A 23,321-nucleotide genomic window follows, 5' to 3' on the forward strand; every position below is an offset into this window, starting at 1 on the left:
ATGGGGGGCGATTACCCCACCAAAAACCGGCGGGCCCGTCCCAACACACGTAACCCACCACACCTCCCGCAACCAACTAAACGCCCCCCCCCCCCCGGGGGGGCCCGGGGGGGGGCGGCCCCCGCGATAAACACGCGGAACGCAAAAGGCTCGCGCTCTCCGCGAGCGCGAGCCTCCTATTGCGTGGAGCTGACGGGATTCGAACCCGTGACCCCTTGACTGCCAGTCAAGTGCGCTACCAACTGCGCCACAGCCCCTGATTCACTTGTGCGGCTCCCGATTCCGGTGGTCCGGCCCCGTTCGCCTCGTGCCTGCATACAGTACAACAGGCCCGCGAAGCCCCCGCGAAGGGGGGTCCCCCTCGATCTTCGAGAGGCGGTCGCGGGACTGTGCGCTGCGCCGACGGTTCACCCGGCGCGGCCGTGCTCGGTGGGCAGGCCCCGGGTGTTGGCGGCCTTGACGAACGCGGACCGCGGGTCGTGGAGTTCGCCGAGGGCGACGGTCTGCCGCCGCAGCGGGATCTCCAGCAGCCAGTCGCCGAGGATGCGGGCCTTCAGCCGCAGCGTCGGCAGCTTCGCCAGGTGGTAGGCGCGGTGCAGCAACCACGCGGGCAGGCCCTTGAGCTTGATGCCGTACACCTCGGCGGCGCCTTGGAACAGGCCGAGCCCGGCGACGGATCCGGCGTAGCGGTGCCGGTACTCCTGCTGCTCGTGGCCGCGCAGCAGCGCGACGACGTTGTCGGCGAGCACCCGCGCCTGGCGCACCGCGTGCTGGGCGGACGGCCCGCACAGCGCGTCGGCCTTGTCACTGGTCAGGTCGGGGACGGCGGCGCAGTCGCCGGCGGCGAACACGTCCTGGGTGCCGCGGACCTGCAGCTTCGCGGTGCACTCCACCCGGCCCTTGCCGTCGCGGGGCAGGTCGGAGTCCTCCAGCATCGGGTGCGGTTTGACCCCGGCGGTCCAGGCGATCGTGTCCGCGTCGAACTCGTCGCCGTCGGAGAGCACCACGTGCCCGTCGGTGAGGGTCTTCGCGGTGGTGTCGGTCTTCACCTCGATGCGGCGTTCCTCCAGGCGGCGGCGGGTGTACTCGCCCATCGGCGCGCTGACCTCGGGCATGATGCGGCCGGTCGCCTCCACCATGATCCAGCGCATGTCGCCGGGTTCGAGGGTGCGGTAGGCGCGGATCGCCTCCCGGGCCATGCTCTCCAGCTCGGCGATCGCCTCGATGCCCGCGTAGCCGCCGCCGATGAACAGGAACGTCAGCAACCGCCGCCGCAGCTCCGGATCGGAGGTGCTGGCGGCGATGTCCAGCCGGGACAGCACGTGGTTGCGCAGGTAGATGGCCTCGCCGATGGTCTTGAAGCCCACGCCCCGCTCGGACAGGCCCGGGATGGGCAGCGCCCGCGACACCGAACCGGGCACGACGACGAGCACGTCGTAGGTGAGGTGCTCCTCGGTGCCGTCGGCGAGCGTGGCGGTCAGCTCGCGGCTGCGGTGGTCGATGCAGGTGACCTGGGCGGTGAGGACCTCGCTGCGCCGCAACGCCTGCCGCAGCGGCACCACCACGTGCCGCGGTTCGACGGATCCGGCGGCCGCCTCCGGCAAGAACGGCTGGTAGGTCATGTGCGACTGCGGGTCGATGACGGTGATCCGCGCTTCGCCGGGTTCCAGCCGCTTCTGCAGCCGCAGCGCCACGGTCAGGCCCACGTGGCCGCCGCCGACGATGACGATCCGCGGCTTCCGGCCCGGCGAGCCCGGGACGGGCCGGTGGTCGCGGGACGGGTCCGTCTGGTCCGTTTCAGCTGCCATGAACCGGGTCTCCTCTCGCGCCCGCGCGGGTCCGCCGCGGATCCACCTGGCGGTCGGGATGCCTGCGCAGGTACTCCTGTTCCAGTTCGAACGACCGCGCGGTGTGCTCGCGCAGCGCGTCCGGCGCTCCGTGCAGGAACGTCTCGTTGCGGGTGCGGTGCAGCCGTTCCAGCTCGCGCAGCAGGTCCGGCTCGGCGAGCTCGTCGGCGGGCACTCCGGTGGGGGTCATGTCGGCCTCCGCCGGTCACGCCGCGGCGCGCGGCTTCGGCACCCGCTTCGCCAGCAGGTCCTGCCGTTCCCGTTCGCTGAGCCCGCCCCAGACGCCGTACGGCTCCTGCACGGCCAGTGCGTGCTCGCGGCAGGACAGCATCACCGGGCAGCGGTGGCAGATCTGCTTCGCCTGCTCCTCCCGGTTGCTGCGGGCGCTGCCGCGCTCGTTCTCCGGGTGGAAGAACGTGCTGGTGCTCAGGTCCCGGCAGGCGGCTTGCAGCTGCCACTCCCAGGTCTCGGCCACCGGTTTGGGCAGCCGCATGGTCGCCGTCATCGTGATCACCACCTCGCCGCGGGACGGCACTGCGTTCGCCAGCGCCACAGACGTCATACCCACGGCCCCCGCGGCGGACACATGCGCCCGGCACCACCCGGGCCACATCCGCACCAGGCGTCAGTCGAGCAGCTCGTCCACCCGCCGCGCGTAGGCGGTCACCGGGTAGACGGCTTCGAACCCGCACTCGTCGGCGAAGCGCTCAGCCGCTCCCCCTTCGTCGCCGTGCGCGGCGACGAGCCGCGCCCCGCGCGCCCGCACCTCGTCGACGACCTCCGCGACCAGGGACGAACCGATGCCGCGCCGCCTGCGCCCCGGCCGCACCACGACCTGCTCGACGAGGCCGACGCCGCGTTCCGCGAAGCCCTGGGCGAATCCGGCGATGCGGTCGGTTTCCGGGTCGTCGACGACGCGCAGCACGCAGCGGGGGTCGTCGCCGCGGTGCGCGAGGGTCCGCACCAGCCGCCGTTCCCCGTCGTCGGACAGGCCGGCGTCGTCGCCGATGAGCTCGGCGATGCCGCGCAGGTCGTCGTCGGTGGCGGGCCGGACGTCCCGGCTGGGCGTCTTGTCCTCGCGGTGCAGCAGCGCCATCTGCTCCTCGACGGCGCGCCAGCCGGAGTCGTCGGCGATGCCCTCGATCTCGGCGACCGTGGTCGGCGAGGCGTACACGATCGCTTCGGGCCGCCCGGCGTCCGCGAAGGACCGCTCCAAGGTGAGCAGCGTCGTGGCGACCTCGGCGAGCGTGCCCCACAGGCCGACGGCGTGGTTGCCCGCGGGCAGCGGGTCGTCCTGGTTGAGCACCACGGTGGCGGCTCCGACGCGGCCGATGCGGCCGTAGCGGATGGCGCCGGAGGCGAGGCGGGCGGTTTCGACGAGCCCGGCGAGCTCCCGCGCCTGTCGCGGGTCGAGCAGGGCTTCGTCGTCCGGATCGTGCAGCGGGTCCACACGTCCATTGTGGAGGTGGTGACGCCCGGTTTCGCACCGCCCTGCGACATTGAGGTGATCCCGCTTCGCAGGTCTCGTTTTCCGCGCGGAAGACCGTAATGTCGGTAGAGCACCTGCGTGCGAACCGGGGAGTCTCCGTGACAGGGACCTACGATCACCACCGCGAGCGGCTGCGGCGCGAGGCCGACGAGCAACTGCGCGCCCGACCCCCGTTGCCGAGCTGGCAGAAGCGGGTCGTGGAGCGGTTCGCGGTGGAACGCGGTTCCGGCTGGTACACGTTGCTGAACCAGTTCGCCCCGCACACCCCGGACAACCGGCCGGACGCGGTGCTGGTCGGGCCGGGCGGGGTGCTGGTGGTGCTGCTGTGCGAGCACGAACCGCCGGTGGCGGCGGCGCGGGCCGCGTTCGTGTGGACCGCGGAGCTGCTCGCGGGCCTGGCCACGCCGCACGGGCTGCTCACCGAAGCGGTCGTGCGCACCGTGGTGGTGTTCCCGGAGGGCGGGCGCGCCACGGCCGAGGACGGCGAGCACGTGGTGGTCGCGGAGTCCGAGCTGGACCGGGTGCTGGTGTGCGCGGAACCGGTCCTGGACGGGGCGGATGCGCTGGCGGCGGCCCGGCAGCTGGACAACGGCACGTTCGACCTGACGCCGATCGCCTGGAACCCGCAGCGGATCCCGCGGCCGCGCGGCGCGGGCCAGGTCGGGGCCTCGGACCGCTCCTCCGGCCTGTTCGAGGTGCGGCGGCTGCGGGACGAGCAGGCCGAGCGGGCCCCGCACGTCGCGGTGCCGGACTGGCGCCTGTTCCTGGACGACGCGCAGCTCGGCGCGGTGCGCAGGCAGTACGGCGGCCCGGCGCGGATCTCCGGCCCGGCGGGCACCGGCAAGTCGACGCTGGCGCTGCACCGGCTGGCGCACCTGGCGCGGCGCGGCCCGGGGCGGCTGCTGTTCACCTCGCACCTGGAGTCGCTGCCGGAGCTGGCGCGGGAGCAGTTCCGCGCGCTGGCCCCGCAGGTCGCGCACCGGGTGGAGTTCCGGAACCTGCACGAGTGGGCCGCGGAACTGCTCGCCGAACGCGGCCGGGACACGGTGGTCGACGAGCAGCGGGTGGACGCGGCGTTCACCGCGGTGTGGGAGCGGTCCGGGCGGTCCGGGCCGCTCGCCGCCGCACGACCATCGAGGCACTACTGGAAGGACGAGATCGACCGGGTGATCAAGGGCCGCGGGCTGGGCACCTTGGAGTCGTACCGATCGGCGACGCGGCGCGGGCGCGGCGGTCAGCTCAGCCCCGCGTTCCGCGCGCACGTCTGGGAGTTCTACTGCGAGTACGAGCGGGAACTGTGCGAGCGCGGCATCTACGACCGCAACGACGTGCTGATCCGCGCGCTCGACGAGCTCGGCCGCACCCCGCTGGGCCGGGTGTACTCGGGGGTCGCGGTCGACGAGGTGCAGGACCTGACCCTGGTCGGGCTGCGGCTGGTGCACGCGGTCAGCGGGGACGGGCCGAACCGGTTGCTGCTGGTCGGGGACGGGCAGCAGCAGGTGTTCGCGGGCGGCTGGCGGCTGTCCGAGGCGGGGATCTCGTTGCGCGGCCGCAGCGAGGTGCTGCGGCGCAACTACCGGAACCGGGCGGCGATCGTGGAGGCCGCGGGCGAGCTGGACGCGGTGAACCGGTTCGACGACATCGACGGGGCCCCGGCGGTCACGTTGCGCTCCTCGCTGCCGGTGCTCAGCGGCGGTGAAGTGGTGCGCTGGAACGGGGTCGCGCAGCGGGACGCGGTGCTGGCGGCGCTGCGCGGGCTCGACGCGGGTGCGGGCACCGCGGTGCTGACCCGCTCCCGCACGGCCGCGGAGGAGTGGACCGAGGTGCTGCGCCGCGGTGGTGTCCCGGCACGGCGGCTGGCGCCGTGGTCGCCGGAGCCGGCGGCGGTGCTGGTGGGAACTCTGCTGGAGGCGAAGGGCTTCGAGTTCCGGGCGGTGTTCCTGCCGGACGAGCGCAGGCCGATGGGCTTCTACCGCGACGAGCTGGAGGCGCTGCAACGCCAGCTCCTGGTCGCCACCACCCGGGCCCGCGATTACCTCTGGATCGGAGCCCTGGAGGAATCCGACGAGTGACGACCCGCGGCGCCCCGTCCGCACGGTCCTGTCAGCGGCGGAGCCGCTGAGCAGCGACCACGCATGCACCCGGCACCGCAGCGCGGAGAGCGCTGAGGTTCCGCCACCCGACCCCTTCTCAGAAGGAGCCGACGGGCCGTTCACCCGAGCAGGTCGCGGAGTTGGGTCCTGGTGCTGACGCCGAGCTTCGGGAACGAGCGGTACAGGTGCGACCCGACGGTGCGGGGGGACAGGTACAGCCGGTCGCCGATCTCCCGGTTGGTGAGGCCGCGGGCGGCGAGCCGGATGATCTGCTGCTGCTGCGGGCTGAGCCCGGCGAGCACGTCCGGGGCGGGTGCGGCGGGTTCGGCGCCGCCGGAGGCGCGGAGTTCCGCTTCGGCGCGGGCGGTCCACGGTTCGGCGCCGAGCCTGCGGAAGGTGTCGAGCGCTTCGGCGAGCGGCGCGCGGGCTTCGCTGATGCGGCGGGCCCGGCGCAGCCACGCGGCCTGGTCGAGCAGCGCGCGGGCCCGCTCGAACGGCCACCGGCCGGTGCGGGGGTCGGCGAGCGCCGCCGCGTAGTGCGGTTCGGGGTCGGTGGCGAGCTGCGCGCGGGCGTGCTCCAGCAGCGCCCGCTGCCGCGGGGACGCGCCGCCGCCGAGCCTGCGTTCCGCGGAGTCCACGACGTGCTCGGCGTCGTGCCCGGAGCCGAGGCGGTTCGCGGCGGCGGCCAGGTCGGGCAGGGCTGCGATGGACTGGTGGTAGTGCTCGAACCCGCCGTCCGCGGTGAAGGCGCGGCGCAGTTGCGCGTAGGCGGTGGCGTGGTCGCCATCGGCCGCGGCGACGAGGCCGAGCACGTAGCGGGCGCGGACGGCCACCATCCGGCTCATCGACGGGTCCACCGTGGACAGTGCTTCGGCGGCGAGTTCCCGCGCCCGGGCGGTGTCCCCGCGCAGCGCGAGCACCGCGGCGTCCATGGTGCGGGAGCCGGCGACGACGTGCGGGAGTTCGGCGCGGGCCCCGTTGTGCACCGAGTCGGCGGCGATGGCGCGCGCCTGCGTCCAGTGCCCGGCCTCGAACAGCGCCCACCCGTGGGCGCAGCCGAGCCCTTCGGGCAGCGGCCCGCGGACCCGCCACTGGTCGAAGGCCTGCTCGAACAGCCGCAGCGCGATCGGCGCCTCGTCGAGCAGCCAGGCGATGGTGGCGACGGCGATGGCCCGCCCGGGCCCGGAGTCGGCGTCGGCGAGCGCGGGCAGCCGCGGCAGCACGTCCTCCCGGCTGCCGATCGGGTCGGCGACGGCCCGCACCCACGCTTCGGTGACCGGGTCGTGCGGCCCGTCGATCTCGGGGAGGGCGGCGATGACCTCGTCGCCGCGGCCGGGTTCCGCCCAGTAGTAGGCGACGACGGCGGCGGTGCCGAGCGCGTCGAGCGCGGTCGCCGGGTCGCGGTGCGCGAGGTCGGTGGCGGTGCGGGTGAGCTGGGCGAACGCGGCGGCGTGCCGGTGGCTGACGGTGAGGGCCTGCCCGGCGCGCAGCGCGGCGACGGCGAGCAGCCCGGGGTCGTCGGTGCGGTCCACGACGCGGGCGGCGAGGTCTTCGACCCAGCCGGAGCGGGCGGTGAACAGCGCGGAGTTCGCGGCGAGCACCAGCCGCCGGGCCTGGTCGGCGCGGTCGGGGCTGAGCTCGGCGGCGCGTTCCAGCGCGGTGGCGGCGGCCGCGTAGCCACCGCGCCGCCGGGCCCGTTCGGCGGTGTCCTCCAGGCGGGCGGCGACGTCCTCGTCGGGTACGGTCGCGGCGGCGGCGAGGTGCCAGGCGTGCCGGTCCGGTTCGGCGCGGGTGGCGTCGGCGAGGACGAAGTGGGCGCGGCGGCGCTGCTCGAACGGCGCCGAGTGGTACAGGGCGGAGCGCACCAGCGGGTGCCGGAACCGGAACCGGGTGCCGTCCCAGCGCACCAGCCCGACGCGTTCGGCCGGGGCCCACCCGTCACCGGGCGCGTGCACCGGGTCGGGCGTGTCGGCGGCGGCGAGTTCCAGCAGGAGTTCCCTGGTGCGCTCGGGCAGTTCCTGCGCCCGCGCCGCGAAGATCTTCTCCAGCCGTTCGGTGGTGGCCAGCGGCCCGGGTCCGGTCTCCTGCGGGACGGCGGCGAGTTCGACGAGCGCGAGCGGGTTGCCCCCCGCTTCGGCGAGGACCCGCATCCGCCGCGCGCCTGCCGGGGGCTGCGGCAGCGCGTTGAGGACGCGGTTCGCGTCGAGTTCGCCGAGCGGTTCGAGGCGCAGCGTCGGCAGCCCGTCCATGCCGGGCAGCGGTTCGTCCTCGCGGGCGCCGATGAGCAGGCTCAGCGGTTCGGTCCCGATGCGGCGGGCGAGGAACGCGAGCAGGTCGAGGCTGGCCCGGTCGAGCCAGTGCGCGTCGTCGACGACGAGCGGGCCGCCGTGCTCGGCGAGCAGTTCCAGCGCGGCGAGGCCCAGCCGCAGCACGTCGGGTTCGTCGTCGCCGCGGTCCATGCCGAACGCGCAGCGCAGCCGAGCGGTCTCCGGCCGGTCCGGGGCGCGGCGCAGCAGCGGCGCGAGCAGCCGGTGCAGCCCGGCGAAGGCCAGGTTCGCTTCGCTCTCGCTGCCCGCGATCCGCAGCGCGCCCGGTCCGGCGACGGCGTCGAGCAGCGTGGTCTTGCCCATGCCGGGGTCGCCGGTGACGACCAGCACGTGCCCGGTGCCGTGCGCGGTCCGGCGCAGCTGCGCGAGCTCCCGCTCCCGGCCGATGATCTCCTGCATCCGCGGCCTCCCGGCCTCCGACTCTAGCCCCGCCCCGGCAGGTGCAGTCACGTGACGGATACCCCGCGACCTGGTGCGCGGCGCATGGTCGACGGCATGGAGAGCATCATGCTGGGAGACGTCGAAGTCACGCGCGTGCTGGAGATCAACGGCCGCGCGATGGGCATGGACGAGTTCTTCCCCGACATCCCGACCGAGGTGTTCGAGGCCGAGCGGGATCTGCTGGATCCGGACTTCTGGTCGCCCGCCGACAACGGTTTCATGGCCGCGGTGCAGACCTGGGTGCTGCGCAGCGCGGGCCGCACGGTCCTGGTGGACACCGGGGTCGGCAACCACAAGGAACGGCCGTACTCGCCGCACTGGCGGCACTTGAACACCGGCTACCTGGACGCCCTGCTCCGCGCCGGGGTGCGGCCGGAGGACGTCGACATCGTGATCAACACGCACCTGCACGTGGACCACGTCGGGTGGAACACGCGGCTGGTGGAGCGGGACTGGGTGCCGACGTTCCCGAACGCCACCTACCTGCTGCCGCGGGTGGACTTCGAGTTCTGGAACCCGCTGGGCGAGCACCGGCCGAAGAGCGCGCGCAGCCACCAGAACGTGTTCGAGGACAGCGTGGCGCCGGTGCACCGGGCGGGGTTGGCGGAGCTGTGGGAGGGCGAGCGGGTCATCGACGAGAACCTGCGGCTGCTGCCCGCGCCGGGCCACACCCCGGGTTCGTCGGTGCTGCACCTGGAGTCGGGTTCGGACCGGGCGGTGTTCATCGGCGACCTGCTGCACACCCCGGTGCAGCTGCTGGACCCGTCGCACAACTGCGGTTTCGACGAGGACCCGGCGGCGGCGCGCGCGTCCCGGCGGCGGCTGCTGGAGTTCGCGGCGGACCGCACCGCGCTGGTGGTGCCCGCGCACTTCGGCGGGCACGGCGCGGCCGAGGTCAGCCGGGACGGGGACCGCTTCGCGATCGACGCCTGGGCGGCGCTCGAGCGGCCGCGCTGGACGAACCGGTGAGCGCCGTGGTGCGCACCGGCGCGGGCCGGGTGCGGGGTGCGCGGACGGCGGAGGGCCTGGTGTTCCGCGGCATTCCGTACGCGGCGGCCCCGGTGGGTCCGGCCCGGTTCGCGGCACCGAAGCCCGCGCCCGGCTGGGACGGGGTGCGGGACGCGACCGCGGCGGGGCCGACGGCGCCGTCGCCGCACCGGGACTTCGGCGGGCTGGACATGGGTCCGTTCTTCGGCCCGGGCTGGGTGCGCGGCGACGACTACCTGTCGGTGGACGTGTGGACGCCGGACGCGGCGACGGGCGGGCTGCCGGTGCTGGTGTTCGTGCACGGCGGCGGTTTCGTGTCGGGCGCGGCGCAGGCGTCGCTGTACGACGGGATCGGGTTCTCCCGGGACGGCGTGGTGCTGGTGTCGGTGGACTACCGGATCGGGGCGCCGGGCTGGTTGTCGCTGCCGGGAGCGCCGGACAACCGGGGACTGCTGGACGTGCTGGCGGCGCTGCGCTGGGTGCGGGCGGAGATCGGCGCGTTCGGCGGCGATCCGGACAACGTCACGGTGGCCGGCCAGTCGGCCGGGGCGACCGTGGTGGGCGCGGTGCTGGCGGAACCGGCGGCGCGGGGCCTGTTCCGGCGGGCGGTGGTGCAGAGCGGCAACGGGCTCGGCGCGTTCGTGCCCGCGCAGGCGGAGCTGGTCGCGAACCGGCTGGCCGGGGTGCTGGGCGTGCCGCTCGCCGAGGTGCCGGAGGTGCCGGACGAGCGGCTGGTCGACGCGGTCTCCCGGTTGGGCAAGCCGGATCTGCGGGTACCGGGGCACCACGATCCGCTGCTGCGGTTGACGCCGCTCGGCGTGGTGCTGGAGCGGCAGCCCGCGGTGTCGGTGGCGGCCGGGGACGGCGCCGAGGTGGAGCTGCTGATCGGGAACAACACCGAGGAGGGCAACCTGTACCTGTCCGCCGCCGAGCTCGATTCGTCCACTGTGGAGGACGCGCGTTCGGTTGCGGCGCAAGCACATCCGGAGCCGGACCGGCTTGTCGAGGCGTACCGGCGGCAGCGCCCGGCGGCCTCCGGTGGCGAGTTGCGGTCGGCGGTGCTCGGCGACGCGTTGTTCGGGGCGGGCACCCGGGCGCTCGCCGACGCGCACGCGGGGCGCGGGCTGCCGACGTTCCGCTACGAGTTCGCGTGGCGGTCGACGGCGCTGGGCGGGCGGCTCGGCGCGGCGCACGGGGTGGAGCTGCCGTTCGTGTTCGACTCGGCGGACGGCCCGCGGCTGCGCGGGGACGGCGCCCTGCTGGGCGACGGCGCTCCGCCGGAGCTGGTGCGGGAGGTGCACTCGGCGTGGGTCCGGTTCGCCGCCACCGGCGATCCGGGCTGGGAGCGCCACACCGCACCGCAACGCCGCGTCCGCCGCTTCGCGACCCCGTCGACCACCGTCACCGACCCCCGCCCCCTGGAGCGGGAGGCGTGGTGACGCCCGGGTGAACGGCCCGCTCCTCGGGCGACCGGGCCGTCCACCCGGGAGGTCACCCGTCCGCTGCGAGGGACAGCGCGGCGCTGGGGCAGATCTGCACGGCGGTCCGCACCTGCTCCACCCGCTCCCCGTCCACGTCGTCGGCGAGCAGCACCACCAGGCCGTCGTCGTCCTGGTCGAACACGTCCGGTTCGGTCAGCACGCACTGCCCCGCCCCGATGCAGCGCCCGGTGTCCGCGTTGATCCGCACGCCGGCCCCCGTCACCAGGTGACCGGCAGCGAGTACACGCCGTAGATCACGGCGTCGTCCTTGAACGGCAGCTCGGCGCGAGGTCCCGCGAGCGCGAGCGTCGGGATCCGGCGGAACAGGGTGTCGAACACGATCTGCAGCTCCAGCCGGGCGAGGTTCTGCCCGAGGCACTGGTGCGGTCCGTAGCCGAAGGCGACGTGGTGGCGGGCGCCGCGGCCGATGTCGAACTCGTCCGGCTCGGGGAAGGCGCCGGGATCGTGGTTCGCGGTGTGGCCGAGGGCGATGACCCCGTCGCCCTCGCGGATGAGCGTGCCGCCCACTTCGACGTCGGCGGTGGCGACCCGCGAGGTCACGGTCTCGACGATGGTGAGGTAGCGCAGCAGTTCCTCCACCATCCCGGGCGTGCGCTCCGGGTCCGCCTTGATCGCGGCGAGGTCGTCCGGGTTCTCCAGCAGCGTCAGCGTGCCCAGCGAGATCATGTTCGCGGTGGTCTCGTGCCCGGCGACGAGCAGCAGCGTGGCCATCGCGACGAGGTCTTCGACGTCCTCCTCGCCGTTGTCGCGCATCTTGACCAGCTGCCTGCCGAGCAGGTCGTCGCCGGGGTCCTCCCGCTTGGCGAGGATCAGGTCGTGCAGGTAGCCGCGGACGGCACCGGCGCTGCGCAGCCGCTCGTCCGCGGGGGTGTTGCGGCTGAGCATCGCGGTGGAGCAGCGCTGGAAGAAGTCGTGGTCGTCGTAGGGGACGCCGAGCAGTTCGCAGATCACCAGCGACGGCACCGGTAGCGCCAGCGAGGCCACCAGGTCGGCCGGGTGCGGTCCGGTCAGCAGCTCGTCGATGCAGTCGTCCACGATCCGCTGGATGCGCGGGCGCAGCGCCTGCATCCGCCGCACGGTGAACTCGCCGAGCACGGAGCGGCGCACCACGCCGTGCTCGGGTTCGTCGAGGGACAGCATGTTGGGCCGGAACTCGCTGATCGATTCCTGCTGGCCGGCGACGAAGAACGGGAACGCGGGGTTGCGCCGGTCGGAGCTGAACCTCGGGTCGGAGAGCACGAATCGGACGTCCTCGTGCCGGGTGAGCACCCACGCTTCGCCGCCGATCGGTGTCCGGACGCGGGAGATGGGATTGGTCTCGCGCAACCGCACGTACTCCTCGGGCGGCGCGTGCGGACACCGCCTCGCGACCGGGAAGTCCCGCACGGCTTGTTCGGTGGTGTCGGGCATGGGCGCTGCCTCCCAGGCGGAGATACGGAAGGAAATCTTCCGGTTATGGCTCCCACGGTACTGAAGCGGAAGATTTCCGTCCACCTCCGATCGGGCGGATGCGACAATGCGAGCCGTGACCACGGACTTCTCGGCTTCGACGGGCGAACCACCGCTGCGCGCCGACGCCCGCCGCAACCGGGACCAGATCATCGGCGCGGCCAAATCGCTGTTCACCTCGGACGGCCCCGAGGTGCCGATGGAGGAGATCGCGCGCAGCGCGGGCGTCGGCGTCGGCACCCTCTACCGGCGGTTCCCGGACCGCGAATCGCTGATCCGGGCGGTGGCCAGGGACAACTTCGCGAACACGCTCGCGCAGGCCGAAGCGGCGGCCGTGGAAGAACCCACCGGCTGGGACTCGCTGGTCCGGCTCCTCAAGAGCTCCGACGAGCTGCAGCTCAGCGTGCACCTCGGCATGTCCTCGCCGCGCGCCTGGGAGATCGTCAAGGCCGACGAGATCACCCAGCGGCTGCGGAACTCGCTGCTGGCCACGCTCGACTCGGTCGTCGCCACCGCGCAGGCCGAGGGGTCGCTGCGGGCCGACGTGGGCGCGGGCGACATCGCCGCGATCTTCGCGATGCTGCTGCGGCGTCCCGGGCCGGACCACCCCGACTCGCAACGCCTCGCCGAACGCGCCCTGCAGGTCATGCTCGACGGGCTCCGCACACCCGGACGCCCCGGCGCCGGGCTGCCCGGCGAACCGATCCCGGTGTCCGAGATCCCCCTCCTCAAGCGCGACAAGCGACCCGCCCGCGACGGGTGAGCCGCACCCGGGTGGAGACGGATCTCCACCCGGAATACGGTTCGCGCCCCACGACTCCGGCCGCCGGAATTCCTAACGTCATCGACGACACGAGGAACTCCGAACGGGGAGGTGCGGATCCGTGAGCGGTCCCATCGAAATCATCTTGATCGTCGCGCTGATCGGCTACGTGCTGGTCCGCCGGTTCACCGGAGAACCGGTCGAGGGCAAGCGGATGCTGCTGGTGCCCGCGGTCATCGCGGTGGTGGGCGCGGTGAACCTGCGGGAGGTGCCGCACTCGCCCGCCGCCATCGGGATGCTGGTGGCCACGGCCGTGATCAGCGTGGTGCTGGGGGTACTGCGCGGGTTCAGCGTCCGCATCTACGAGCGGGACGGCCACGCGATGATGCGCTACACCTGGGTGACCGCGGTGCTGTGGGTGGTGAACATCGCCGTGAAGCTCGGCTCGGGGCTGCTCGCCGGAGCCGTGGGGCTGCACGCGGGCGGCGGCATCACGTTCAGCCTCGGGCTCACCGTGCTCGCCGAGGGCGTGGCGATCCTGGCCAAGGGCGTGCGCGGCACCGGGCGGATCCCGTGGTCGCGTGGTCGCGGCGACGCGGCACCGGTTCCCTCGCCGATGCTGGACTCGATGCAGCGCAAGGCGCGGGACGCGGGCGACCTGCGCGGGATGCGGAGCTTCGCCCCGGTGCTCGACGGCCTCCGCGACGCCGCCGCCGACCGGCGGAACGCGCACCCCGGTGCCCGGCGATGACGAGCCCCGGAGGAACATCGCGGCCGATGACCACGACCTCGCCCGGGCAGCGCGCGCTGCGGGCCACCGATCAGCTGCTGCGCCCCGTGGTCGTCGTCTTCCTCGCCGTGCTGCTGGTGGTCCAGCTGCGGGAGGCCCCGCCCGCCCACTTCACCGGCCTGGTCTGGGTGACGAGCGCGGTGACGGTCGTGGCGGCGTGCGCGGCGGCGGTGCCGTGGCGCGGCGGACCCGAGTGGGCCCGGGTGGCGCTGGTGGCGGTGTACGCGCTGGCGGGCGCGATGGTGTTCGCGCTCGCGCCCCGGACCGTCGGCGCCGCGTTCGTGTTCATCGCCTGCGCGACCGCCGGGGACAAGCTGAGCTCGCGCCGCGCCGCGCTCCTCGTCGCCGTGGCGAGCACGGTGGCCGCCGCCGCGGCCACCTGGACGCTGGAGTTCTGGTTCCAGGTGCCCGACGGCCCGCCGTGGTGGCTGGCGCTGATGGTGAGCCTGCCGCTGTACATCGGCATGGCCCGCCGCGAGCGGGTCAACGCCCGCGCCGCGTCGCTGCTGGCCGCCGAGCAGACCCGGCGCGCCATCGCCTCCGAAACGCGGGAAGCCGCCCTGGAGGAGCGCAGCCGGATCGCCCGGGAGATCCACGACGTGCTCGGCCACTCGCTGTCCGGCGTCGCCGTGCAGCTGGACATGGCCGACGCCCTGCACGCCGGCGGCCGCTCCGACGAGGCGAACGAGGCGGTGCGCCGGGCCAGGGCGCTGGCCGTCACCGGGCTCGGCGAGACCAAGCGGGCGGTGCACGCGCTGCGCGAAGGCGCGCTGCCGCTGGTGGACACGCTGACGCGGCTGGCGCAGGACGGTGCCGCCGAGCTCGCGGTGCGGGGTGACGCCGAGGACGTGCCGGTCGAGATCGGGCAGGCCGTCGTCCGCACCGCGCAGGAAACGCTCACCAACGCCCGGCGGCACGCCCCCGGATCCCGGGCGGAGCTGCTGCTGGAGTGCACCGAGGACTCCGTCCGGTTCACCGCCACCGACGGCGGCGCCACCGGGCCGGTCCCGGACGGCGACCAGGGCAGCGGCATGGGCCTGGTGGGGATGCGGGAACGCGCCGAGCTGCTCGGCGGCACGCTGCGGGCCGGACCGCGCACCCCGCCCGAGACCGGTTGGACCGTGCGGATGGAGCTGCCGCGATGAACCCGATCAGACTGCTCGTCGTCGACGACCAGGCCGCCGTGCGCGACGCGATGGCGGTGATGCTCGGCCTGGACCCCGGCATCGACGTGGTCGGCACCGCCGAGAACGGCGAACGCGCCCTCGCCGCCGCCGCGGAGCACGCCCCGGACGTGGTGCTGATGGACCTGCACATGCCGGTGCTGGGCGGGGTGGAGGCCACCGGGAAGCTGCGCGCGACTCGGCCCGGCGTGCCGGTGGTGGTGCTGACGACCTTCGAGGACGACGAGTCGATCCTCGCCGCGCTGCAGGCGGGCGCGCAGGGCTACCTCACCAAGGACGCCGACCGGGCCACCATCGTGCAAGCGGTGCGCAGCGCGCACGCCGGGCATTCGGTGCTGGACCCGCAGGTGCAGTCCCGGCTGCTGGAGCTCGCCACCCGCCGGGCCGCCCCGGCGCCGGAACCGCCGATCGCGCTGACCGCCCGCGAACGAGAAGTGCTCGACCTGATCGGGCAAGGCCTGCGCAACGGGGAGATCGCCCGGCACCTGCACATCAGCGAGGCGACGGTGAAGACCCACATCAACAACCTGTTCGGCAAGGCCGACCTGCACTCCCGGGCCGACGCCGTGCGGCTCGCGCTGTCCCTGCGCGGCTGACGGGCGCTGCCGGGGTCCCGGCCACCGGGTCATCCGGCGCGGAGCAGCACGGGACTGCCGGTGACCTCCACCCGCTCCCCCGGCCGCAACCGGTCGCGGGAGCCGTCCAGCCGCTGCACCACCGCCATGCCCGGATCCGGCGCCATCTCCGCGGTCCCCTCGTGCGTCCAGCGGATGACGAAGGCCCGGCCGCCCCGATCGAATCGGCACTGCCAGACGTTGTCCGGCAGCAGCGCCTCCGCCCCGTGCCCGCAGGAACTGATCCGCGCACCGCGCAACCACTCCCGCAGCTCACCGACGTACCGGCCGGCCTCGGTCGGCTGGAAACCGGCCACCTGCAACGGGATCGGCCCCTCGTCGCCGCCCCAGCCGTCGAAGTAGACGCGGTCGTAGTCCATCCACAGCCCGATCAGGTACCAGCGGACCGCGAAGTCGGCGGCGAGCTCGGCGGGGACCTGCGGTTCGTACGGGTCGTCGGAGCCGGCCCCGGTGTTCCACATCCGCGGGCTCGCGCCGCCGCGGTGCAGGGTCGCCTCCACGCGGGTGGCGAGCTCGGTCATGGTCTCCGGCGGGTCGCTCGTCCGGCGCGGGCGCAGCTCCACCGGTGCCGCGTCGCAGTGGTCGTAGCCGTGCAGCGCCGCGTACCGCTCCAGGTGCGCGTCGGCGGCCGGATCCCACAGCTCGCCGAAAGCCGGGCAGACCACCTGCGCGCGCGGGTCCAGCTCCCGCACCACCCGGCTGCCGATCTCGGTCATCTCCACCAGGACCTCCGCCGTGCCGTCGAAGTGCGGCGGCCCGAGGTCCCACAGCTCGTAGGCCTCCACCCGGCCCGCGGCACGGGTCGCGACGGCGGTGACGAACCGCTCCCAGTCGGCGAGGTCGTCGGGCGGCCCGGTGCGCGCATCATCGCGGTAGGCGGAGCGCTCACCGCGCGGACTCGCCCAGCTCGGTGTCCCACCGAAGGTGAACACCACCGGCAATCCCGCGTCCTGGGCGGAGTCGAGCAGCCGGTCGAGGGTCCGCCAGTCGTAGCGCCCGCGTTCCGGTTCGAGGTCCTGCCAGCGCGTCCCCGAGTCCCACAGCCGCACGGAATCGACCGGGAAGCCGGGCATCCCGCCGGTGGAACTGCTCACGGTGACGCCCACGAAGTCGGGATCGATCTCCGCGGGCACATCGGTCCAGTTCGGCGGGAGGCTGTGCAGCGGCTGCGGCCCAGGCCCCGCGCGCAGCGAGTACGCGAGCAGCGCGAGCACCAGCAGCCCCGCGACCGCCGATGCCGGTAACCACCAGCGGCGGAGGCGTCGCGCGAGGGTCGTGGTGGCGGCAGCGGGCTCGGCACGGGCGGGCTGCGCCTCGGGAACGGGGTCCCGGCGCGGCACCGAGCCGGTCGCCGGGCCGGTCGCCGGGCCGCCGGGGGTTGCCGTGCCCGCCGGAGGCCCCGCGGTGCTCGGCGCCTGCCAGGCGGCCGATCCTCCGGCGGGCTCCGGGGCTCCGTCGGCGTCGCCGGTCCCCGTCGCTCCGGGATTTCCGGCGTCTCCGGAACTTCCGGCCGCTTCGGAGCTTCGAGCCATTCCGGAACTTCCGGCCGCTTCGGGACTGGCGATCACTTCAGGGCTGCCGGTCACTTCAGGGCTGCCGGGTGCTTCGGGACTGTCGGGTGCTTCGGGACTGCCGGTTGCTCCTGAGCTTCCGGCTGCGCCCAAGCCCCCGGTTGCGCCCAGACCCCCGAAAACTCCTGGACTTCCGGCTGCGCCCAGGGCCCCGGTGGCGTGCGTGATCCCGCTCGCTCCCGGAATCCCGGTCGTGTCCGGAGACCCGGTCGTGTCCCAAGTCCCGGTCGCATCGGAAAGCCCGGCCGCTTCCGCACTTCCGGCCGTCACGGCGTTCCCGGGGGCGACGGTGGACATCGCGGCCCGCACCCCGCGCGGCACCGGATCCGCCGTTCTCGCCCGGCGTTCCGCTTCCCAGCAGCGGTAGAGCCGGTCGAGCTCCGCCCCGGTCGCGCCGCAGGCGGTGGCGATCGCTTCGACCGCGGCGAAGGTCTGCGGTGCGCTCTGCCCGCTGCAGTACCGGTGCACCGTCGATCTGCTCAGGAAGGTGCGCCCCGCGATCTGCTCGTAGCTGCGACCGCTGCGCCGCTTGAGCTCGTCGAGCCGCCGCGCGACCTCCACGCCGAGTCCGGCCATCCCCCAGGCTCCCCTCTGCTTCCGATGACCGGGAAGTCTTGCACGGGACGACGTCCCGGTGATCCCGATTCGTCCCAAGATGACCCGATCAATCCTGGTCACGAAGGCCCTTTCATCCCAACGTCCCAGGGATGTCCCACCCGGTTGTCCCAACGCGGACGATCTCGCGAACCTGGGTCCACGCGGCTCGACGCCGCGCTCCGGGGGTCGCTGGGGGCGGGGCCGGGTGATCGCGGGACGTGTTGTGCACGCCGCGGTCGCTCAGCCGGGATCCGCTGCCGTTCCTCGGCAGGGGCGAACGACGGGACATTCCCGTGGGAACAGGGGGAACACCATGAACAAGACGAAGCGCCTGCTCGTGGCCGGGGCCATGATGGCCGGTTTCGCGGGCATGCTCACCGCTCCGGCGGTGGCCGCGCCGGCACCGGCGGACGACGCCTCGATCGCGGCCGTGTGCGGGAAGACCTACACGGCACGGACGTCGTGGGCCACGACCACGTTCCGGGTCACCTGCAAGTCCGGCAAGATCACCGTTCGCGGCACCGTCACCGACACCAAGGCGGACGGCAAGTGCGTGCGGGTCAGCGGCAAGGCGGGCAACAAGTCCTTCCGCAGCGGCAAGGCCTGCCCGAAGGGCACGTCCAAGAGCTACGGCGCCACCGGCACGGGCAACTCGGTGCGGATCACCTTGGAACGGCTCTGACGAACGAGTGCCGCCCCTTCCGCGTGGAAGGGGCGGCACTCCGCCACCGTGCTCCGATCACCGGGTCAGTGGATGTCCATCCGCTCGGACAGCTGCGGCAGCAGCGGCTGGTTCTCGTCCACCGGGATCTCCGGATCGGCCGGGGCCTGGTCGGTGCTCCCGCAGTTCGGCTCGGTGGGCTTGCCCGCCACCCGGTCGTCGATCCACTGGAACGCGCGCGGGAAGGAGGCCACCGCGCCGCCGATGTGCGTCGGGCCGAGGTTCGGCGCGAACTGCACGTCGGCGCCGGCACCGCACCAGTCGTCGGCCAGCGTCTTGGACTGCTCGAACGGGATCACGTCGTCCAGCCGGCTCTGCGAGACCAGCACCGGGAAGTCCGGGGCGGTGCGCCCGATCCGCTGCTCGGCGACCACGTCGGCGAACGGTGCCTCGTCGAGGTAGTCGGTCACCGGCCTGCCGTCGGCGCTGTAGTCCGCCGACTTGGCGAAGGCGAACTTGGCGATGCCGTCGATGGTGCAGGAGTTCTCGACGTCCTCGCGGAACTGCTTGCCCGTGTCGTTCAGGTACGGGTCGAGGTCGATGTCGTAGCCGGCGGCGACGCCGACCAGCGCGTAACCGAGGAACGCCGCGTAGGGGCTGCCGTCGAGGTTCTCGCCCACCCCGCCGAGCTCGGCGGGCACGGCACCGGCCGCGGCGCCCTTGATGTCGAGTTCGGGGGCGTAGCTCCCGGCGAGTTCGGCGGCCGACGCCGAGCCCCCGCCGCCCTGCGAGTAGCCGTAGAGGACCACCGGTCCGTCGTCCGGCACGTCCGCGTCGGGCAGCCGCTGCGCGGCCCGCACCACGTCGAGCACCGCATTCCCGGTGACCTCGCGGTTGACGTAGGTGTGCGAGCCCGGCGTCCCGAGGCCTTCGTAGTCGGTCATCGCGACGGCGTAGCCCTTGCTGAGCATGGCTTTGATGAAGAAGCCCTCGTACTCGGTGCCGTTGGCGAGCTGCCGGGACGGCGCGCAGTGGTCGGCCATGCCCTGGGTGCCCGGCGCGTAGCCGATGACGGGGCGCTCGCCGTCGCCCTTCCAGTCGTCCTTCGGCGTGATGACGGTGCCGGTCACCGCGATCGGCCCGCCGTCGCCGTCGGTGGAGCGGTACATGACCCGCTGCACGTCGGCGTCGACGGGGATGGTCTTCAGCGGGTCGAGGAAGTACTCGGACGGTTCGGATCGGACGACGTCACCGTTGCCCCCCGGCAGTTCCGCGGGTGGCTCGTAGAACGGTGGCCGCTCCTCGGCGGACGCGGCGGACGCGGCGGACGCGGTCGCGACGGCGAACGAGACCCCGACCACGGCTGTCAGCGCGGTCGTGGCCGCGCGGTGGAACGGACGGAGGTTCACGGGCTACTCCTCGTTGAGTGGCGAACCGAATCGACCTACCGCTGAGTAGGTCGACATCGAGCGTGACCCGCGACACGGAGTAATGACAATCACTCCGACTACCCGAAGGTAACTTCGCAACCTCTTCGCAACCGAGCATGCACCCACCGTGACGTCAGCTCACGATCAGTGCCCCCGGGGGAAGCCCCTTCCGGATCACCGAGCCCCGTCGGCGACCGCCGCGTCCACCATGGCGATGAGGTCGGCCTCCAGCCGTGCCCGCGCCCGCGGCTCCAGTTCGGAGGCCCACAGCGGCCGGTCGCCGACTCCGTCGGCCGCGGCGATCACGAGCACCTGGGTCGCCTCGGGCACGCCGTCGGCGTCGAGGTCCCGCTGCCAGCGCAGGTCGTCCTCCTTCGCCAGCTCGACCACCTCGGGCACGACGTAGAGCTGCGCGATCAGGCTGAACCGCTCGCGGATCTCCTCGCCGTCGACGGTCGCGGTGCTCGCGCGCACGTAAGCGCGGGTGAGCCGGCCGGGAACACCCTCGGGTTCGACGAGCTGCGCGTCCACCTCGCCGCGGAAGAGGTCGATCTGCTCCTGCGCGAGCGCCACCAGCAGGGCCTGCTTGCTCGCGAAGTGGTACACGAGCCCACCTTTGGACACCCCGGCCTCGCGGGCGATCACGTCGAGCGTCGCGCCGATGCCGTGCTCGCGGATCACCCGCTTCGCCGCGTCGAGCAGGTTCCGGCGGGTGTCCTCGGGTGCGCGCCCGGTTGTTCGACCCATGCCGCCCATCCTTCCGCACGCCCCGCGGAGAGCAGCACCACCTGGGAACTGCACCGACTGGTCAGTACAGTACTGCTCATGCAGCTGGATTCGGAAGCGCGACCGCAGGTGCTCTCCCCACGCGGGCGGTGGGCGGCGCTGGCGGTGCTGGCGATCGCGGTGCTCGTGCTGGCGATCGACAACACCGTCCTGTACCTGGCGGTCCCCGCGTTGACCGCGGACCTCGCCCCGTCGGCCGCGCAGGTCCTGTGGATCGGCGACGTCTACTCGCTGGCGCTGGCCGGGCTGCTGGTGGTGATGGGCTCGCTGGCGGACCGGGTGGGCCGCAAGCGGCTGCTGCTGGTCGGTTCGGCCGCGTTCGGGGCGGCGTCGCTGCTGGCGGCGCTGTCGACGAGCGCCGCGATGCTGATCGTGGCGCGGCTGCTGCTCGGGGTGGCGGGGGCGACGTTGATGCCGTCGACGTTGTCGTTGCTGCGCAACATCTTCCCGGACCCCATCGAGCGGACCAGGGCGATCGCGGTGTGGTCGGCCGCGGCGGGCGGCGGCGCGGCGGTGGGCCCGCTGGTCGGCGGGGTGCTGCTGGAGAACTTCGCCTGGGGCTCGGTGTTCCTGATCAACGTGCCGGTGATGGCGGCGCTGGTGGTGAGCGGCATGTGGCTGCTGCCGGAGTCGCGGGATCCGCACCCGGGCCGGTTCGACCTGGTGTCGGCGGTGCTGTCGATGGTGGCGATCGTGCCGGTGGTGTGGGCGATCAAGCACACCGTGGCGTCCGGCGCCGACGCCGCGGGCGGGTGCGCGCTGCTGGCCGGACTGGTGGGCGGCTGGGCGTTCGTGCGCAGGCAGCGGCGGCTGGAGGTGCCGCTGATCGACGTGTCGTTGTTCGCCCGCCCGGCGTTCAGCGGGTCCGTGTTCGCCGGCTTCATGGCGGTGTTCGCGTTGATGGGCCTGCTGTTCTTCTTCTCGCAGTACCTGCAGCTGGTGCGCGGCTTCGGGCCGCTGGCGGCCGGCCTCGGGGAGCTGCCGAGCACGGTGTCGGCGATGGCCGCGGTCGCCGTGGTGGGCTGGGCGTCGCGCCGCCTGGGCGCCGGCCGGGCGATCGCGGTGAGCCTGCTGCTGGTGGCGGCCGGGCTCGTCGCGGTGGCGGTCGCGGAGGGCGCCGGTTCCTACTTCTGGCTGGGCCTGGCCCTGGTGCCGACCGGGCTGGGCGTGGGGATCGCGCAGACGCTGACGACCGACGTGGTGGTGTCGGCGGTGCCGCCGCACAAGGCGGGGGCGGCATCGGCCATCTCGGAGACGGCGATGGAGCTGGGTGTCGCGTTGGGCATCGCGATCCTCGGATCCTCGGTGTCGCTGCGGTACCGCTCGGCGCTGCCGCCCGCGGACCAGCTCCCCGCCGAGGCGCGGGCGGCGTTCACGGATTCCCTGGCGGCGGCGTCGTCGGTGCTCCCACCGGATTCGCCGCTGCTCGTGGCCGCACGGGACGCGTTCACCGGTGCCATGCAGACCACGTCCCTCGCCGCGGCCGCGATCACCTTCGCGGCGGCGCTGGTGGCGATGCGGACGATCCCGCGGGGCTGAGCGCGGCGAAAACGCCTGGGATCCCGCGGAGGTTTCCGGAAGCATCCCCGGCATGGGCGACGAGTTCGCGGTGAAGGCCACCTACGGCCAGGTCTTCGCGGTGGCGCAGTTCCGCGCGCTGTTCGCGGTCCGGCTGCTCGGCGTCCTGTCGGACACGGTGCGGTCGGTGGCGCTGGCGGTGCTGGTGCACGACCGGACGGGTTCGCCGCTGCTGACGGCGGTGGCGTTCACGATCGGTTTCCTGCCGCAGGCCGCGGGTGGGCTGTTCCTGGCCGCGATGGCGGACCGGTTCGCGCCGCGGACGCTGATCGCGACGGGCTACGGCGTGCAGGCCGCGGTCGGGCTGCTGCTGGCGTTCGGGCGGCTGCCGGTCGGGGCCTGCCTGCTGCTCGTCGCGGCCGCCGCCTGCCTGACCCCGGTCACGACGGGCGCCGCGGCCCGCGTCCTCGCGGCGGTCCTCGCCGGGGACGCCTACGTGCTGGGGCGTTCGCTGTCGTACCTGGTCGCGGTGGCGGCGCAGCTGGTGGGCATGGCGGTGGGCGGCGCGCTGGCGGCAGGTTCGGGCGTGGAGCGGACGATGCTGCTCACCGCCGGGGCGCACCTGGCGGCGGCGGTGGTCAGCGCCCTGTTCCTGGCGCGCACCGAGGTGGTGCGGCCGCGCGGGTCGATCGTGCGCGACACCGTGCGGGGCAATGCGGCGCTGCTGGCCGCACCGGGGGTGGCAAGGCTGATCGCGGTGCAGTGCCTGCCCGCCGCGTTCCTAGCCGCGGGCGGCAGCCTGATCATCCCGTACGCCGCCGAGCGGGCGCTCACGCCCGCGGAGACGGGTGTGCTCCTGGCGGCGATCTCGGCGGGCATGCTCATCGGGGACGTGGTGGTGGGGAGGGCGTTCGACCCGCGCACCCGCGAGCGCCTGGTCCGCCCGCTGCTGCTGGTCATGGGTTCACCGCTGATCGTCCTGGCGGCGGACCCGCCGCACCCGGTGGTGGTGGCCGCCTACGTGCTCACCGGCACCGGCTCCGCCTACCTGCTGGGCTTGCAGCGCCGCTACTTGGCGGCCGTCCCCGAAGCCCTGCAGGGCCAGGGCTTCGCCCTGCTCAACACCACCACCATGACGGTCCAGGGCGTGGGCCCCCTCCTGTTCGGCCTGGCAGCCGAACACCTCCCCCTGGACCACACCCTCGCCCTCATAGGAGCAACGAGCACCCTGACCGCCCTGCTCCTCAAACC

Annotated in this window: 20 protein-coding genes, 1 tRNA gene and 1 pseudogene; 10 read left to right on the forward strand and 12 right to left on the reverse strand. The window is 73.8% G+C overall.

The features are described from left to right. Nucleotides 1–184: 184 nt before the first annotated feature. The 5 genes from LCD31_RS22335 to LCD31_RS22355 all read right to left on the reverse strand — a co-directional run bounded on the left by LCD31_RS22335 (nucleotide 185) and on the right by LCD31_RS22355 (nucleotide 3,297). A tRNA-Ala gene (locus LCD31_RS22335) sits at nucleotides 185–257 on the reverse strand. Nucleotides 258–407: 150 nt separating this feature from the next. Then, a complete protein-coding gene (locus LCD31_RS22340) occupies nucleotides 408–1,808 on the reverse strand; it encodes an NAD(P)/FAD-dependent oxidoreductase (protein ID WP_224960917.1) in 1,401 nt (466 codons plus the stop codon). Beyond that, the gene (locus LCD31_RS22345; protein ID WP_224960918.1) at nucleotides 1,798–2,037 is read right to left on the reverse strand and encodes a DUF6158 family protein; all 240 of its coding nucleotides are present in this window, start codon (nucleotides 2,035–2,037) and stop codon (nucleotides 1,798–1,800) included. Before LCD31_RS22345 ends, LCD31_RS22340 begins: the two co-directional genes overlap by 11 nt. 15 nt (nucleotides 2,038–2,052) lie before the next feature. Then, a complete protein-coding gene (locus tag LCD31_RS22350; RefSeq protein ID WP_308011280.1) occupies nucleotides 2,053–2,409 on the reverse strand; it encodes a WhiB family transcriptional regulator in 357 nt (118 codons plus the stop codon). Nucleotides 2,410–2,472: 63 nt separating this feature from the next. Continuing rightward, nucleotides 2,473–3,297 carry a GNAT family N-acetyltransferase gene (locus LCD31_RS22355; RefSeq protein ID WP_224960920.1) on the reverse strand — a complete coding sequence of 275 codons (825 nt, stop codon included), beginning with the start codon at nucleotides 3,295–3,297 and terminating at the stop codon, nucleotides 2,473–2,475. A 137-nt stretch (nucleotides 3,298–3,434) separates the two neighbouring features. On the opposite strand from LCD31_RS22355, the gene LCD31_RS22360 reads away from it, so the two are divergent. Further along, nucleotides 3,435–5,408, forward strand: coding sequence for a UvrD-helicase domain-containing protein (locus LCD31_RS22360; RefSeq protein WP_224960947.1), 1,974 nt, complete (start codon nucleotides 3,435–3,437; stop codon nucleotides 5,406–5,408). Nucleotides 5,409–5,548: 140 nt separating this feature from the next. Here LCD31_RS22360 and LCD31_RS22365 read toward each other — a convergent pair whose 3' ends face one another. Beyond that, complete coding sequence (locus LCD31_RS22365; protein WP_224960949.1) at nucleotides 5,549–8,155, reverse strand: AAA family ATPase; 2,607 nt, start codon at nucleotides 8,153–8,155, stop codon at nucleotides 5,549–5,551. 96 nt (nucleotides 8,156–8,251) lie between these two features. On the opposite strand from LCD31_RS22365, the gene LCD31_RS22370 reads away from it, so the two are divergent. After that, nucleotides 8,252–9,166 carry an MBL fold metallo-hydrolase gene (locus LCD31_RS22370; protein WP_224960951.1) on the forward strand — a complete coding sequence of 305 codons (915 nt, stop codon included), beginning with the start codon at nucleotides 8,252–8,254 and terminating at the stop codon, nucleotides 9,164–9,166. Further along, on the forward strand, nucleotides 9,163–10,623 hold the full coding sequence (locus tag LCD31_RS22375; protein ID WP_224960954.1) for a carboxylesterase/lipase family protein: 1,461 nt from the start codon (nucleotides 9,163–9,165) through the stop codon (nucleotides 10,621–10,623). The genes LCD31_RS22370 and LCD31_RS22375 overlap by 4 nt, the downstream gene beginning before the upstream one ends. A 52-nt stretch (nucleotides 10,624–10,675) precedes the next feature. Here the strand turns inward: LCD31_RS22375 and LCD31_RS22380 are convergent, their stop codons facing one another. Then, nucleotides 10,676–10,873, reverse strand: coding sequence for a ferredoxin (locus LCD31_RS22380; RefSeq protein WP_224960956.1), 198 nt, complete (start codon nucleotides 10,871–10,873; stop codon nucleotides 10,676–10,678). Nucleotides 10,874–10,884: 11 nt separating this feature from the next. Then, nucleotides 10,885–12,096, reverse strand: a complete 1,212-nt coding sequence (locus LCD31_RS22385; RefSeq protein WP_224960959.1) for a cytochrome P450 — start codon at nucleotides 12,094–12,096, stop codon at nucleotides 10,885–10,887. A gap of 115 nt (nucleotides 12,097–12,211) precedes the next feature. Here LCD31_RS22385 and LCD31_RS22390 point away from each other — a divergent pair, with 115 nt between their 5' ends. The 4 genes from LCD31_RS22390 to LCD31_RS22405 all read left to right on the forward strand — a co-directional run bounded on the left by LCD31_RS22390 (nucleotide 12,212) and on the right by LCD31_RS22405 (nucleotide 15,468). After that, nucleotides 12,212–12,898, forward strand: coding sequence for a TetR/AcrR family transcriptional regulator (locus LCD31_RS22390; RefSeq protein ID WP_224960962.1), 687 nt, complete (start codon nucleotides 12,212–12,214; stop codon nucleotides 12,896–12,898). Between the two features lie 121 nt (nucleotides 12,899–13,019). Further along, on the forward strand, nucleotides 13,020–13,649 hold the full coding sequence (locus LCD31_RS22395) for a DUF1453 domain-containing protein (RefSeq protein ID WP_224960964.1): 630 nt from the start codon (nucleotides 13,020–13,022) through the stop codon (nucleotides 13,647–13,649). A 26-nt stretch (nucleotides 13,650–13,675) separates the two neighbouring features. Next, nucleotides 13,676–14,833 carry a sensor histidine kinase gene (locus LCD31_RS22400; protein WP_224960967.1) on the forward strand — a complete coding sequence of 386 codons (1,158 nt, stop codon included), beginning with the start codon at nucleotides 13,676–13,678 and terminating at the stop codon, nucleotides 14,831–14,833. Then, the gene (locus LCD31_RS22405) at nucleotides 14,830–15,468 is read left to right on the forward strand and encodes a response regulator transcription factor (protein WP_224960969.1); all 639 of its coding nucleotides are present in this window, start codon (nucleotides 14,830–14,832) and stop codon (nucleotides 15,466–15,468) included. Before LCD31_RS22400 ends, LCD31_RS22405 begins: the two co-directional genes overlap by 4 nt. A gap of 29 nt (nucleotides 15,469–15,497) precedes the next feature. Here the strand turns inward: LCD31_RS22405 and LCD31_RS22410 are convergent, their stop codons facing one another. Both LCD31_RS22410 and LCD31_RS29820 read right to left on the reverse strand, forming a co-directional pair. After that, entirely contained in the window at nucleotides 15,498–16,847 is a 1,350-nt protein-coding gene (locus LCD31_RS22410; RefSeq protein ID WP_224960988.1) for a beta-galactosidase, read from the reverse strand. Between the two features lie 609 nt (nucleotides 16,848–17,456). Continuing rightward, a pseudogene (locus tag LCD31_RS29820) lies at nucleotides 17,457–17,654 on the reverse strand (helix-turn-helix domain-containing protein); the annotation flags it as partial. 334 nt (nucleotides 17,655–17,988) lie between these two features. Here LCD31_RS29820 and LCD31_RS22420 point away from each other — a divergent pair. Further along, complete coding sequence (locus LCD31_RS22420; RefSeq protein ID WP_224960972.1) at nucleotides 17,989–18,357, forward strand: hypothetical protein; 369 nt, start codon at nucleotides 17,989–17,991, stop codon at nucleotides 18,355–18,357. Nucleotides 18,358–18,422: 65 nt separating this feature from the next. Here the strand turns inward: LCD31_RS22420 and LCD31_RS22425 are convergent, their stop codons facing one another. Next, nucleotides 18,423–19,745, reverse strand: a complete 1,323-nt coding sequence (locus LCD31_RS22425; protein WP_224960975.1) for a lipase family protein — start codon at nucleotides 19,743–19,745, stop codon at nucleotides 18,423–18,425. Nucleotides 19,746–19,940: 195 nt separating this feature from the next. Continuing rightward, entirely contained in the window at nucleotides 19,941–20,513 is a 573-nt protein-coding gene (locus tag LCD31_RS22430; protein ID WP_224960978.1) for a TetR/AcrR family transcriptional regulator, read from the reverse strand. A gap of 78 nt (nucleotides 20,514–20,591) precedes the next feature. Between LCD31_RS22430 and LCD31_RS22435 the strand changes: the two genes are divergently transcribed. Both LCD31_RS22435 and LCD31_RS22440 read left to right on the forward strand, forming a co-directional pair. Further along, complete coding sequence (locus LCD31_RS22435) at nucleotides 20,592–22,091, forward strand: MFS transporter (RefSeq protein WP_224960981.1); 1,500 nt, start codon at nucleotides 20,592–20,594, stop codon at nucleotides 22,089–22,091. Between the two features lie 52 nt (nucleotides 22,092–22,143). Further along, nucleotides 22,144–23,321, forward strand: a 1,178-nt coding sequence (locus LCD31_RS22440; RefSeq protein ID WP_224960983.1) for an MFS transporter, incomplete at its 3' end; no start/stop codon positions are given.

This window comes from Saccharopolyspora sp. 6M (genome assembly GCF_020176775.1).
GTDB classification, from domain to species: domain Bacteria; phylum Actinomycetota; class Actinomycetes; order Mycobacteriales; family Pseudonocardiaceae; genus Saccharopolyspora_C; species Saccharopolyspora_C gregorii.